This window comes from Mucilaginibacter terrigena (genome assembly GCF_004168255.1).
Lineage (GTDB): Bacteria > Bacteroidota > Bacteroidia > Sphingobacteriales > Sphingobacteriaceae > Mucilaginibacter > Mucilaginibacter terrigena.
The window spans coordinates 281,393-295,659 of the sequence record NZ_SEWG01000004.1 but is presented as its reverse complement, the minus strand read 5'-3'; the positions used below and the strand labels follow the sequence as shown (position 1 = coordinate 295,659).

The 14,267-nt window shown below is 45.2% G+C and carries 12 protein-coding genes; 10 read left to right on the top strand and 2 right to left on the bottom strand.

Annotated features, from left to right (window positions below):
• Positions 1–121: 121 nt before the first annotated feature.
• Complete coding sequence (locus EWM62_RS11450; RefSeq protein ID WP_129876805.1) at positions 122–1,639, top strand: glycoside hydrolase family 32 protein; 1,518 nt, start codon at positions 122–124, stop codon at positions 1,637–1,639.
• A gap of 6 nt (positions 1,640–1,645) precedes the next feature.
• On the opposite strand, the gene EWM62_RS11445 is transcribed toward EWM62_RS11450, so the two are convergent.
• Together EWM62_RS11445 and purU are read right to left on the bottom strand one after the other, a co-directional pair.
• On the bottom strand, positions 1,646–2,746 hold the full coding sequence (locus EWM62_RS11445; RefSeq protein WP_129876804.1) for a toxin-antitoxin system YwqK family antitoxin: 1,101 nt from the start codon (positions 2,744–2,746) through the stop codon (positions 1,646–1,648).
• A 74-nt stretch (positions 2,747–2,820) separates the two neighbouring features.
• A complete protein-coding gene (gene purU, locus EWM62_RS11440) occupies positions 2,821–3,645 on the bottom strand; it encodes a formyltetrahydrofolate deformylase (protein WP_129876803.1) in 825 nt (274 codons plus the stop codon).
• 160 nt (positions 3,646–3,805) lie between these two features.
• Between purU and mraZ the strand changes: the two genes are divergently transcribed.
• From mraZ to murG, 9 genes are all read left to right on the top strand, one after another.
• Complete coding sequence (gene mraZ, locus EWM62_RS11435; protein ID WP_129876802.1) at positions 3,806–4,270, top strand: division/cell wall cluster transcriptional repressor MraZ; 465 nt, start codon at positions 3,806–3,808, stop codon at positions 4,268–4,270.
• Entirely contained in the window at positions 4,263–5,165 is a 903-nt protein-coding gene (rsmH, locus tag EWM62_RS11430) for a 16S rRNA (cytosine(1402)-N(4))-methyltransferase RsmH (RefSeq protein WP_129876801.1), read from the top strand. Before mraZ ends, rsmH begins: the two co-directional genes overlap by 8 nt.
• Positions 5,162–5,572, top strand: coding sequence for an FtsL-like putative cell division protein (locus EWM62_RS11425; protein WP_129876800.1), 411 nt, complete (start codon positions 5,162–5,164; stop codon positions 5,570–5,572). The genes rsmH and EWM62_RS11425 overlap by 4 nt, the downstream gene beginning before the upstream one ends.
• Positions 5,569–7,659 (top strand): penicillin-binding protein, encoded by a 2,091-nt coding sequence (locus EWM62_RS11420; RefSeq protein ID WP_129876799.1) that lies wholly within the window; start codon positions 5,569–5,571, stop codon positions 7,657–7,659. The genes EWM62_RS11425 and EWM62_RS11420 overlap by 4 nt, the downstream gene beginning before the upstream one ends.
• The gene (locus tag EWM62_RS11415) at positions 7,656–9,116 is read left to right on the top strand and encodes a UDP-N-acetylmuramoyl-L-alanyl-D-glutamate--2,6-diaminopimelate ligase (protein ID WP_129876798.1); all 1,461 of its coding nucleotides are present in this window, start codon (positions 7,656–7,658) and stop codon (positions 9,114–9,116) included. Before EWM62_RS11420 ends, EWM62_RS11415 begins: the two co-directional genes overlap by 4 nt.
• Before the next feature lie 51 nt (positions 9,117–9,167).
• Complete coding sequence (gene mraY / locus EWM62_RS11410) at positions 9,168–10,409, top strand: phospho-N-acetylmuramoyl-pentapeptide-transferase (RefSeq protein WP_129876797.1); 1,242 nt, start codon at positions 9,168–9,170, stop codon at positions 10,407–10,409.
• A 78-nt stretch (positions 10,410–10,487) separates the two neighbouring features.
• The gene (gene murD / locus EWM62_RS11405; RefSeq protein WP_129876796.1) at positions 10,488–11,843 is read left to right on the top strand and encodes a UDP-N-acetylmuramoyl-L-alanine--D-glutamate ligase; all 1,356 of its coding nucleotides are present in this window, start codon (positions 10,488–10,490) and stop codon (positions 11,841–11,843) included.
• A gap of 80 nt (positions 11,844–11,923) precedes the next feature.
• Complete coding sequence (locus EWM62_RS11400) at positions 11,924–13,069, top strand: FtsW/RodA/SpoVE family cell cycle protein (RefSeq protein WP_129876795.1); 1,146 nt, start codon at positions 11,924–11,926, stop codon at positions 13,067–13,069.
• A 72-nt stretch (positions 13,070–13,141) separates the two neighbouring features.
• The gene (gene murG / locus EWM62_RS11395; protein ID WP_129876794.1) at positions 13,142–14,245 is read left to right on the top strand and encodes an undecaprenyldiphospho-muramoylpentapeptide beta-N-acetylglucosaminyltransferase; all 1,104 of its coding nucleotides are present in this window, start codon (positions 13,142–13,144) and stop codon (positions 14,243–14,245) included.
• The last annotated feature ends 22 nt before the right edge of the window (positions 14,246–14,267 follow it).

The window sequence follows — 14,267 nt, the reverse complement described above, 5'->3', positions numbered from 1 at the left end:
GTATCCGGCCCGGTAAGATCAAATTTGATTGATATTTTTATACTAAGGTTGTAATAGTTAAGTTTACAAATAGTACTTAATATTGCTATCTACTGTAAGGCTACATCAAATCAAATTCCACATGGTAAAAAAAGGGTTACTCTTAGGTTGCTTTATTTTAGCGGCCGTGTCGTTATCAGCGCAGCGCACCGCAACTATACCATACAACGAACCATACCGCCCGCAGGCGCACTTTTCGCCTAAAGAAAAATGGATGAACGACCCTAACGGGATGGTGTACTATAAAGGCACCTACCACCTGTTTTTTCAGCATTACCCGGCTGCAACAGTTTGGGGGCCAATGCACTGGGGGCATGCTGTAAGTAAAGACCTGGTGCACTGGAAGCAACTGCCCATTGCTTTATATCCCGATAAGCTTGGCTATATCTTTAGCGGCAGTGTAGTTGTTGATGAACGTAACACCTCGGGGTTTGGTACAAAAGATAAGCCGGCGATGATAGCCATATTTACACATCACGACCCTAAAGGCGAAAAAGCCGGTTCTGCTAAATTTCAAAATCAAAGTATTGCTTACAGCCTGGATGAAGGCCTTACCTGGACAAAATATAAAGGCAACCCCGTACTAAAAAACCCCGGTATCAAGGATTTTCGCGACCCTAAAGTGTTTTGGTATAGCCCCGGCAGTAAATGGATAATGAGCCTGGCCACAAAAGACAGGATAACCTTTTATTCTTCGCCCGATTTAAAAACCTGGAAAAAAGAAAGTGAGTTTGGCCAGGTACTTGGCGCGCATGGCGGTGTTTGGGAATGCCCCGACCTTTTCCCGCTGAAAATTAACGGTAAAGAATACTGGGTGTTGCTGGTAAGCATAAACCCCGGCGGGCCAAATAAAGGCTCGGCCACGCAATACTTTGTGGGCCATTTTGATGGCGGCAAATTTACACCTATAGGCAGCCAAACCAAGTGGATAGATTTTGGGCCCGACAATTATGCCGGGGTGACATTTGGCAACACCGGCAACCGAAAGGTGTTTATGGGCTGGATGAGTAACTGGCTGTACGCCAACCAGGTGCCAACCCTAAAATGGCGCAATGCGATGACCATACCGCGCGAGCTCTCCTTAAAGCTAACCGCCGGCGATATTTGGCTAACTTCTTACCCGGTTGAAGAGCTGGAGAAAATTGTGGCTAAAACTATAAAGGTAGATGCCGGGCTTTTAGCTAAAGACAATAATGTCTTTTCGGTAATTAAGCAAACGCCGGCTCAATACTTACTAAAGTTTAATACCCTGGCTATAAAAGATTACGCGGTTATTTTATCTAACACCGCAGGCGAAAGGCTGATTGTTGGGTTTGATGCCAAAAACAGCCGGTATTATATCGATCGTACAAAAGCGGGGCTAAGCACGTTTAGCAAGCAGTTTGCCGGTAAAAGCTATGCACCCAGGCTATCGTTATCGCCCACCTCAAATTTTGAGTTGTTGGTAGATGCCTCATCCGTAGAACTATTTGCCGATGGCGGATTAAGCAGCATGACAGGGGTATACTTTCCAAAAAAACCATACACACGCTTAAGTATTGTAAACAACGGTATGGAGATAGAGAAGCTGCAGATCCAGCCGTTAAAGTCTATTTGGTAGGTGCTTCTATTGTTGAATAGGTGCAAATCCGTACCTAAAGCTGTATATCCCGTTGTGAAATGTGTAGGTAATTTTAAAGCCCTGTTTCACAGGTTTGCCATCTACGGTTGCGGGTTGTAAATTGGGTAGCCCGCGTAAACTGGTTATTAACCCGCGTGCCACATTTGCATTAAACGGGTTGCGGTTTTGCAGTTTACCAATAACGCCTATTTCGCTTATCTCACCCTCTAAAGTAAGCTGGCTATCAAATGTATTGATGTCGATATTCTTCAGGTAATCGCTGGACAGATCGGCAATATGCTGGCTAAAAGATTCCGCACCGGCAGTATAGTGCGCATTAACAAATGCCTTTTGTTTTGGCCCATTACAAGCTACAGCCGATATCTGAAATTTTTCGGCTATGGTAAATGGAAAGATCGAAGGCGAGATCAACACTAACCTGGGCGCATCCCTGTATTCATCATAAGAAGTATTGCCTTTCTGGAAATCACCATTTTTGTAAACCTCCGAAGTAAAGTCGCTGTCATCTGATGCTTTTTTTGATTTCCATTTACCCTCGGGCTTGCCGTTAAGCAATTTTCCTTTCCAGTACATAAACCCCATATCTGCCCGGTAATTTCCCGTTCCGTTAATTACGGTTTGTGTTCCCTTTGCATCCCATTCATTAATTATTTTAATATCATTACCATTGGCCTCAAAGGTTATTTTAGGTTTCCCGGTATCATAATAAACATCCCATCTACCATCAAAAGCGCCATCTTTAAAGTTTCCCTTTGCTTGTAGTACCCCATTTAAATAATTAATAATAAACGGCCCATTCTTAAGCCCATCTGCTGTGTAAGCGCCCTGTGTAATTATTTGATTGGCGTTGGCCCGGCTTACATCTTTAAATTGCCCGGTGTAAACTTTATTCTGTACATCAATATGTGCATACCGGTAAATTTGGGCGCAGCTGTCTTCAATTATATAAAATTCTTCGTTAAAACTAAGGCGCGTACTATCGCCTTTAATAAATTCCAAACGGATGTTTCTTTGAACAGGTACTTCCTGTGCGGATGCGATGTAACAGCAAAAGGCTGTGAAAAAGGAAATTAGCGATGATCTCATTGTGATGGTTTGGTACAGGTAAATTACAAATTTTAATTGATTAAAACCATCTGTTTGGATATTGTTACATGCAGCTATTCCAGCACCACCGTTTTATTTTTATAAACAAACACCCGGTCGTCAAAAACCAGCTTAAGGGCCCTGGCTAAAACAGCGGTCTCTATTTCCTTACCGGCCTTCACCATATCGGGTACCGTAAGCGAGTGGTCGGCAGGGATAATTTGCTGCGCGATGATAGGGCCTTCGTCCAGTTCGTCGGTTACATAATGGGCGGTAGCGCCAATCAGTTTCACCCCGCGTTCGTAAGCCTGGCGGTAGGGGCTGGCGCCTGCGAACGCCGGTAAAAACGAGTGGTGGATGTTGATGATCTGCATAGGGAAACGGCTCACAAAATCGTGCGAGAGGATGCGCATAAACTTGGCTAAAACCAGGTGATCAAACTCGTATTTTTCGGTTATATTAACAATGTTTTGTTCAAATGCCGCTTTATCACCCGTTGCCTCCACAAGGTAAAAGGGGACATCAAAACGCAGGCAAATATCCTGTAGCGTTTGGTGGTTTCCAATAACACATTGTACACTGGCACCCAGTGTTTTAAAATAGTTACGCACCAAAATATCTGCCAGGCAATGGTACTCTTTAGTTACCAGTACAATTATTTTTTTTTCGGGCAGGGGGTTTATTTTAATGATGGCGCCGGCTGGTAAAATTTCGCGCAGGTTTTCTTCAAGTCCCTCAACATCACCGGTTTTATTCACTTCAAGGCGCATAAAAAACAGGTTGGCGGTATTATCTACATGCTCGTGCATGCTGGTAATATTAAATTGCTGCTGCGCCAGCAGGCCGGATATAGCTGCAACCAGGCCCACGCGGTCGGTGCATTGTATAACAATTATCATGTTTTTAGCTGTGTAAATACAGTTTCAAAGCTATAATTATTCGGAACATAACATAGCCGCAAAGGCACCAAAAATGTTGAAAACTTTTTGGTGGTAAAAAGTGGTAAAAAGTGGTAAAAGTAATATACTTTTACGTTACAAATGTTGTTGACCTATTAGAATGTCCTATTTAACCGGAGAATTTAACTGTAAACTGGATGCCAAAGGGCGGATGATGATCCCTGCGGACCTTAAGAAACAGCTTCCTGAAGCTGACACTGAAGGTCTTGTGATCAATCGTGGCCTTGAGAACTATCTTGTTATTTACACTAAACGCGAATGGGACATAAAGCTTGGTGAACTGAACAAACTTAACGAATACGACAGAAAAAGCATCAGGTTTGTAAGATATTTTATGGGCGGTGCATCGGATTTGAAGCCCGATACCGCCGGAAGGGTAAACCTGCCAAAGCATTTACTGGATTACGCGGGAATTACCGGCGAGGTTGTGCTTACCTGCTTGCTAAATAAAATTGAGGTTTGGGACAAAAAAGCCCACCTTGAAATGATAAGCAACGAGCCCGAAAATTTTGCCGAACTGGCAGAAGAAGTTATGGGCAATAAAGGGAGGGGGCGCGATGAGTAATTACCATACCCCCGTTATGCTTGCCGAGTGCATTGAGGCTTTAAATATTAAACCCAACGGCACTTACGTAGATGTAACCTTTGGTGGCGGCGGCCACTCGCGCGAGATAATCAAACACCTGGGCGTGGATGGTCAGCTGCTTGCTTTTGACCAGGATGCCGATGCGCAGCAAAACGCCATAGATGACGAGCGCTTTATCTTCATCGATCAAAATTTCAGGTACCTTAAAAATTTCACCCGCCTGCACGATGCCATCCCGGTTGATGGCATCCTGGCCGACCTGGGCGTATCATCATACCAGTTTGACCAGGCCGAGCGTGGTTTCTCTATCCGCTTTGATGCCGAACTGGATATGCGCATGAACCAGGCATCAGACCTTAGCGCTAAAGAGGTGGTAAATACTTACAGCGAGGCCGACCTGCACCGCATTTTTGGCATGTACGGCGAGGTGCAAAACGCAAAATCGCTGGCCAAAACCATTGTAACTGCCAGGCTTAACGGCCCTATAGTTACCGTCGCCGATCTGAAGAACGCCATAAGCAACATCACACCGCGGGGTAAAGAAAATAAATACCTGGCGCAGGTTTTCCAGGCGCTGCGGATAGAGGTTAACCAGGAACTGGAAGCTTTAAAAGATTTTTTGATCCAATCGGCCGAGGTGCTGGCTACCGGCGGCAGGCTGGTGGTTATGTCGTACCACTCGCTTGAGGACAGGCTGGTAAAAAACTTCATCGCCAAAGGCAAATTTAGCGGCGAGGTTGAAAAAGACCTGTATGGAAACAACAACCGCCCGTTTGACGCGGTTAGCCGGGGCGCTATAATAGCCAGCGACGAAGAGATATTAAATAATAACAGGGCGCGTAGCGCCAAATTAAGGATAGCTGTAAAAAAATGACCAATCGTTTACGTACAGAAATTCAGGAAGAAGAATTAGAAGAGCAAAAGCTTATTGTGGAAGAAAAGCCTGTGAAGGAACTTCCGGATAACTTTTTAACCCAATTCTTAAAAAACGGGGTCATCACAACTGATGATGCTACCCGCGCTTTGCCATTTATATTATATGTGGCGTTTTTGGGCATGTTATATATAGGTAACAGGCACCTGTCTGAAAACAACATACGCGATATTGATAAAATAACCAAAGAGGTTAAAGAGCTAAGCTGGGAATACAAAAGCACCAAAGCCGACCTGGCCTTTAAAAGCACACTTACAGAGGTTGCCAAACGCGCCGATACCCTGGGCATAAGGGAGCCGGCGGCACCGCCACAAAAAATAACGGTAAAGGAGGACGTACAGGAATGAGTATCAGAACTAATATACTGTTAAGGGTATACCTTGCCTTTGGGTTGATATTGCTTTTTGCCGCGGCAGTGGTGTTTCAGCTTTGCCGTGTGCAGTTTGTGCAGGGTAAAAAGTGGCAGGCCATGTCAAATGTAAAATCTACCCGTTACAAAAACATTGAAGCGGCCAGGGGTAATATATTTTCGGTTGATGGCAGCCTGCTGGCTACATCTGTGCCCGAGTACGAGCTGCGTATGGATATGCTTTCGCCGGGTATCGAGAGCGATAAGGTTTTTAACCTGAAGATAGATTCGCTGGCGATGAAATTGTCGGGCTTTTTTGGTGATAAATCGGCCCGCGAGTATTCCAGGATCCTGCGCGACGCGCGTAAGGATAGCTCGCGTTACCAGTTGGTAAGGCGCAAGGTTACCTACCGCGAGTTGAAAGAGATCCGCAAGTTTCCGATTTTTAACCTGGGCAAATACAAAGGCGGGTTAATAATAGTGCAGCAAAACAAGCGCATAAGGCCTTTTCGTTTTTTAGCGGCGCGCACAATTGGTTATAAAAACGAGAATGTGAAAAATGGCGTTGGCCTTGAAGGCGCGTACGCCAATTATATAAACGGCGAAAGCGGTAAACGTTTAGAGCGCCGTATGGCAGGCGGTGTATGGATGCCGGTTAATGACGAGAACGAGATAGCGCCAAAAGATGGCGCCGATATCATATCAACCATTGATGTAAACATGCAGGACCTTGCGCAAAGCGCATTGGAAAAGCAATTGATAAAAAGCAAGGCCGACCACGGCGCGGTGATAGTGATGGAAGTTGCCACCGGCGAAATAAGGGCTGTTGCAAATTTTTCTAAAGTTGCCGAAGGGGAATACAAAGAGCAGTTTAATTACGCCATTGCAGGTAACCAGGACCCCGGCTCTACATTTAAGCTGGCATCGTACATGGCCCTGCTGGAAGATAAACTGGTTGATACCAATACCATGATAGGTACAGGCTATTACCAGATCCCCGGGAAGCTGATAACAGACTCGCACCCCAAAATTGAAGTTGTAACAGTAAAAAAGGCTTTCGAAGAATCGTCTAACGCGGCTATTGCCAAACTTATTAATACGCATTATGGTAACGATCAGTCGAAGTTTACAGATCACCTTTACGCCTGGCATTTAAACGAAAAAATGCGGTTACAGATCCCCGGCGAAGCGCAGCCCGTGGTTAAGAACCCTAAAAACCGAAGCTGGAACAAGAACATGACCCTGCCGCAAATGGCTTATGGTTACGAAATGCAGCTAACGCCTTTAAAAATGCTTTCGTTTTATAACGCTGTAGCAAACAATGGTAAATATATAGCCCCGATTTTTGTAAGGGAGATACGCAGGTTGGGCAACCCTATCGAGCAGTTTAGGGCCCGTGTAATAAACGATAAGATCTGTTCGGACGAGACGCTGAGCAAAATTAAAAGCATGCTGGAAGGCGTGGTAACAGAAGGCAGCGGTAAACAAATAGTATATAACCCGCAATACAAAATAGCAGGTAAAACTGGTACCGCCCAGGTTGCCGATGGTAACAGGGGTTATAAAGTAAAAAGCCAGTACCAGGCATCGTTTGTAGGTTATTTCCCTGCCGATAAGCCTAAGTACTCGATGATCGTAGTTATCAATGATCCTAAAGGGGCTTACTATGGCGCTTTGGTTTCGGGCCCTGTTTTCAGGGAGATCGCCGATCGCATTTATGCCGGCGATATGGAAGTGAACCAAACACCCGCGCATTTAATTGGCAATACCACACTGCCTAAGTTTAAACAGGGCAACATAAAAGCGCTTAAAAAGGTGTACAATAAACTGGGTATAAAACCATTATACGCATCGGCTACGCTAAACGGTGTTGATACCAGCAGTGGTATTGCTTTTGAGGATAATAAATATAAAACCGGCACCGTGCCAAATGTTACGGGCATGGGCCTAAGCGATGCACTGTACGCCTTAGGTAACGCGGGCTATAAGGTTGCGGTTAGGGGCAGCGGCTCGGTTAGCACACAATCTGTAACAGGCGGGAGTGTAATTCCAAAAGGGTCAAAAATAACCATAGAACTGCAATGAGATATTTGAGCGATATATTAGAGGGTGTAGCATTTACCGAATTACAGGGAAGTGCCGATGTGGAAATCTCCGCCGTTGTGTTCGATTCGCGCCAGGTGGTGCCGGGCTGCATGTTTGTAGCTGTTAAAGGCACCTCGGTAGATGGGCACGATTATATTGAACAAGCTATTAAGGATGGCGCCATCGCCATTATTTGCGAAGAACTCCCGGCCCACACAGCCGGCGAGGTAGACTTTTTAATGGTGGCCGATTCTGCCAAAGCCCTGGCAACGCTTGCAGCAAATTTTTACGAAAACCCATCATCAAACCTTAAATTGGTTGGCGTTACCGGTACAAACGGTAAAACTACCATTGCTACTTTATTATACAAGCTGTTTATTGATATGGGCTATAAATGCGGCCTGCTTTCTACAGTAGAGAACCAGGTGAACGGCCGTATCATCCCGTCAACCCATACCACGCCCGACCCGGTTGCCTTGAATAAACTGCTGAGCGATATGGTAGACGAAGGCTGCGATTATTGCTTTATGGAAGTAAGCTCGCACGCCATAGCGCAGCACCGTATCGATGGTTTAAGCTTTTCGGGCGGCATCTTCTCTAACCTTACCCACGACCATTTAGATTATCATAAAACATTCGACAGCTACCTGAAGGCTAAAAAAACATTTTTTGATAACCTGCCAAAAAGCGCCTTTGCGTTAACTAATGGGGATGATAAAAATGGTAATGTGATGCTGCAAAATACATCGGCACATAAAAAAACCTATGGTTTAAAAAGCATGGCCGATTATAAGGCCCGCATTATAGAAAACCAGTTTGGTGGCCTGCTCTTGAATATAGATAACGAGGAAGTTTGGTTTAAGCTGGTGGGTACATTCAACGCTTATAACCTTTTGGCGGTTTACGCCGCGGCTTTATTGCTGGAGCAGGACAGGTCGAAGGTATTGGTAAGCCTGAGCAAATTAACCGGCGCTGAAGGCAGGTTTGAATATATAGTTGGCCCTAACAAGGTTATAGGTATTGTTGATTACGCCCACACACCGGATGCTGTGCAGAACGTATTAAGCACCATCCACGATATCCGCAAGGGGAGCGAAAAAGTAATTACCGTTATAGGCTGCGGCGGCGACAGGGATAAAACCAAGCGCCCGGTAATGGCAAAAGTTGCCAGCGAATGGAGCGACAAGGTGATCCTTACATCGGATAACCCCCGCACGGAAGACCCTGCCCAGATCATAAAAGATATGGAAGCAGGTATCGACCCGGCCTTTAAACGCCACACCGTAAGCATTGCCGACAGGCGCGAAGCGATAAAAACCGCCTGCATGTTTGCGCAGCCGGGAGATATTATCCTGCTTGCCGGGAAAGGCCACGAAAAGTACCAGGAAATAAATGGCGTAAAAAACCATTTTGACGATATGGAAGAGTTGTCCGGTCAGTTTAATGAGATGAAGTAATTTGAGAATTTGAAAATGATAAGTTAATCTGTGAAATCATAACAAAAGCCAATGCTATATTACCTGTTTACCTATCTGAGCAAAAATTACAGTATCCCCGGGATAGGTGTTATGCAATACATCACCTTCCGGATGGCTATGGCGGTAATTGTATCGTTATTGGTAACCACGGTTTATGGCCGCAGGCTGATTGATTATTTGCGTTTTAAACAGGTAGGCGAAACCGTACGTAACCTTGGTTTAGAGGGCCAAATGCAAAAATCGGGTACACCTACAATGGGTGGTATCATCATTATTTTGGGTATCCTGATCCCTACGCTGTTGTTTGCCAAACTGGATAACATCTACATCATTATGATGCTGGTTACTACCATTTGGTTAGGCTTAATAGGTTTCCTGGACGATTATATCAAAGTATTTAAAAAGAACAAAGAAGGACTTGCCGGCAAATTTAAAATTACAGGCCAGGTAGGTTTAGCGCTGATTATAGGGTGGACGATGTACTTCCATACCAATATCACCATAAGGGAAGAAGTTAAGCTGCCGGTTCAGCACGATGTACCGGTCGATTTTCATATGCGTGGCGATAAGGCGATTTACACCCAGGATGTGAAATCTACCAAAACCACCATGCCATTTTACAAGAACAACGAGTTTGATTACGCCAAGGTACTTAAGTTTATAGGCCCCGGTTACGAGCATTATGCCCTGATGGTATTTATGCTGTTTGTGATCATCATTATAACAGCAGTATCAAACGGTGCAAATATCACCGATGGTATTGATGGCCTGGCAACCGGCACATCGGCCATTATAGGGCTTACGCTGGCTATTTTGGCTTACGTATCCAGTAATATATTTTTTGCCGATTACCTGAATATCATGTACATCCCCAACTCGGCCGAGCTGGTAATTTTTGCCGGCGCTTTTGTGGGGGCATGTGTAGGTTTCCTTTGGTATAATTCGTACCCGGCCCAGGTTTTTATGGGTGATACGGGCAGTTTGGCCATAGGTGGTATCATAGCGGTATTTGCCATCATCATCCGTAAGGAGTTATTGGTGCCGGTATTATGCGGTGTGTTTTTGGTAGAGAATCTGTCGGTAATTATGCAGGTAAGCTGGTTTAAATATACCCGCAAAAGATTTGGCGAAGGCCGCAGGATCTTCCTGATGGCGCCGCTGCATCACCATTACCAAAAGAAGGGCTTCCATGAATCCAAAATTGTAACCCGTTTCTGGATCATTTGCATCTTCCTGGCGATAATAACGGTGATAACGTTGAAGCTGAGATAAAAAAGTCCATGGTCCATAGCTAATGGCCCATGGCAAAAAAAAAATGTAAGATTAACTATGGTCTATCGACCATCGACTATGGACAACAAAACAGGAACAAACATCAAATTAGCCATCCTTGGCGCCGGCGAAAGCGGTGTTGGGGCGGCATACCTGGCCTTGCAGCAGGGGTATGATGTTTTTGTATCAGATTTTGGGCCGGTTGCCGACCATTACAAACAGCAGCTGCAGGACTGGAACGTGAAGTTTGAGGAAAATGGCCATACCGAAGCCGAGATCCTGAAGGCCGCCGAAGTGGTAAAAAGCCCCGGCATACCTGATAAGGCACCAATAGTGAAAAAGCTGGTAGAGAACAACATCCCGGTGATATCCGAGATAGAGTTTGCAGGCCGCTATACCAATGCCAAAATGATATGTATAACGGGCTCTAACGGTAAAACCACAACCGCCAGCCTTACCTACCATATCCTGAAGAACGGGGGCTTAAACGTAGGCCTTGCCGGTAATATTGGTAAAAGCTTTGCCTACCAGGTGGCTACCGAAAAGTTTGAATACTACGTACTGGAGATAAGCAGCTTTATGCTGGATAGCATGTACAGGTTTAAGGCGGATATAGCGGTGTTGCTGAACATTACACCCGATCATCTGGACCGTTACGAATACAAGCTGGAGAACTACGCGGCATCCAAATTCAGGATAACGCAGAACCAAACCGGCCAAGACCATTTTATTTACTGCGCCGACGATGCGGAAACAAAAAAGGTAATGGAAGGCAAATTGATATCGGCAAAACAACTGCCTTTCTCGATAGAAAAAAAGATTGAAACGGGAGCATATCTCGATAGCGATAACCTAATTATAAACGTACACCAACAACATTTTCAAATGTCAATAAACGAACTGGCCCTGCAGGGTAAGCACAACATCTATAACTCAATGGCATCTGGTATTGTTGCCAAAGTGCTTGAGCTGCGCAACGAAGCGATGCGCGAGAGCATGGGTAACTTCAGGAACATTGAGCACAGGCTGGAATCTGTTGGGAAGATCTCGGGCATCAGCTTTATCAACGATTCAAAAGCTACCAATGTAAACTCTACCTGGTACGCGCTGGAGAGCATGACCAGCGATGTGGTTTTGATATTGGGCGGTGTTGATAAAGGCAACGATTACAGTATGCTTAAGCAACTGGTTAAGCAAAAAGTAAAGGCCATAGTATGTTTAGGTAAAGATAATAAGCGCATCCACGATGCATTTGAAGACGATGTGGAAGTGATAGTGAATACATCATCGGCAGCCGAGGCGGCACAGGTGGCTTACCACCTGGCAACCAAAGGCGATACAGTATTGCTATCGCCCGCCTGCGCCAGCTTCGATCTGTTCAAGAACTATGAGGACAGGGGCAGGCAGTTTAAAGATGCGGTGAAGGAGTTGTAAGTTTAGATACAAGAAATTAGAGTCAGGAATCAAGAAGAAAAATCGGTGGAATCACATAATCGGTGTAATCCAAAAAACATATGAATCAAATACTCAGTAACGTAAAAGGGGACCGGTGGATATGGCTTATCGTCATCCTGCTTTCTATTTTATCACTGCTGGCTGTGTACAGCTCAACAGGTACCCTGGCATACATAAAAGGAAAGGCCAACGAAACATACCTGGTTAAGCATATGGCCATGCTTTTTGGCGGTATAGCTTTGATGTATATCTCGCACCGGATAGACTACCGTTATTACGCCGGTATCTCCAAAATACTGATGGTGATCACCATCCCTTTACTGTTATATACACTTGTATTTGGTAACCACGTTAACGATGCCAGCCGGTGGATCTCGATACCCGGTACGGGCTTAACCTTCCAGACTTCCGATTTGGCCAAGCTTGCGCTCATCACTTATCTGGCACGCACGCTATCGCGCAAGCAGGAAAATATAAAAGATGTAAAAAACTCATTTATCCCCATTATGGGCTCGGTTTGTTTGGTATTTATACTGATAGCCCTGGCTAACCTTTCAACGGCTTTGATGCTTTTTGGAGTAAGCATATTATTGTTAATCATAGGCCGGATCAGTATTAAGCAAATAGCAGTGGTTTGCCTGGCAGGGGCTATATTACTCACAGGGGTTATCATGTTAGGGCCTCGCCGCCAGACTTATATTTCGCGGATCCACGCCTTTATGCACCCGGAACTGGCTACAGCCGATAAATCGTTCCAGTCCGACCACTCTAAAATTGCCATAGCAACAGGTGGGGTTTTGGGCAAGGGGCCGGGTAACAGTACCGAGCGTAACTACCTGCCGCACCCATATTCGGATTTTATTTATGCAACCATTGTGGAAGAATATGGTTTAATAGGCGGTATAGCCCTGGTAGCTATTTACCTGTTTTTATTGTACAGGTGTATCAAAATTGTAACCAAAGCCCCCAAAGCGTTCGGTGCGCTGTTAGCCGCGGGGCTAAGTTTTAGCTTAACCATACAGGCATTTGCCAACATGGCGGTAGCAGTAGGCCTGGGGCCGGTAACAGGGGTGCCATTACCGCTGGTAAGTATGGGCGGTACATCCATATTGTTCACCAGCGTGGCGTTTGGTATCATACTATCGGTAAGCAGGGATATTGATGAACCAAAGAAAGTTGTAGTAGGGGAGATAAGCGTAGCGTAGATAATATTTCGGATTTCGAATTTTCGATTTCGGGTTTAAATGAAGCTTTTTAGAATTTAGAATTTTAATAAAATGTCAAAAAGGATCATCATTAGCGGCGGCGGTACCGGGGGGCATATCTTCCCGGCTATTGCTATTGCCAATGCTTTAAAAAAGCTCGATCCGGCTACCGAGATATTATTTGTTGGCGCCAGCGGCCGTATGGAGATGGAGAAAGTGCCGGCGGCAGGCTATAAAATTATTGGGTTGGATATACAGGGCATCCAGCGTAAATCGCTTTGGAAGAACGTGATGTTCCCTATAAAGCTGATGAGAAGTGTGCGTAAAGCGATCCGGATCATAAAAGATTTTAAGCCCGATGCCGCGGTAGGTGTGGGCGGATATGCCTCGGGGCCACTGTTATATGCCGCATCGTTAAGAGGGATCCCAACATTGATACAGGAACAAAACTCCTACGCGGGTATCACCAATAAATGGTTGGGCGCAAAGGCCAAAAAGATCTGCGTAGCGTTTGACGGGATGGAGAAATTTTTCCCCTTTGATAAAATTATTAAAACCGGGAACCCTATCCGCAAGGAATCGGTAAATATTGCCGGTAAGCATATGCAGGCGCTTGAACTGTTTAAACTGTCGTCGTTTAAAAAAACAATACTGATAACCGGCGGCAGCCTTGGCGCGCGCACTTTAAACAACAGTATACTGGCAGGCATTGATAAACTTATAGCTGCAGATGTACAGGTAATATGGCAAACAGGTAAGTTTTACCATAAAACCATTTCAGAACAATTAGGGCCAAATCATCACGAGAGTATTTACGTGGTAGAGTTTTTAAACCGTATGGACTTGGCTTACGCCGCCGCCGATGTAATTATATCAAGGGCAGGTGCAGGCACCATAGCCGAACTTTGTGTGATCAAAAAACCGGTGATACTGGTACCATCGCCAAACGTGGCCGAAGACCACCAGACCAAGAACGCCCTGGCGCTGGTTGAAGAGAATGCCGCCGTTTTTGTGGCCGATAGGGACGCCGAAACAAAACTGGTTGACAAAGTAATAGCATTGTTATGCGATAAGGACAGGCAAAAAAAATTAAGCAATAACATTGGTAAACTGGCCATGCCCGATGCCGATGAGGTAATTGCAAAAGAAGTTATCCAAATAACAAACAACAATTAGATGGCTAACCCTCCCGGATACT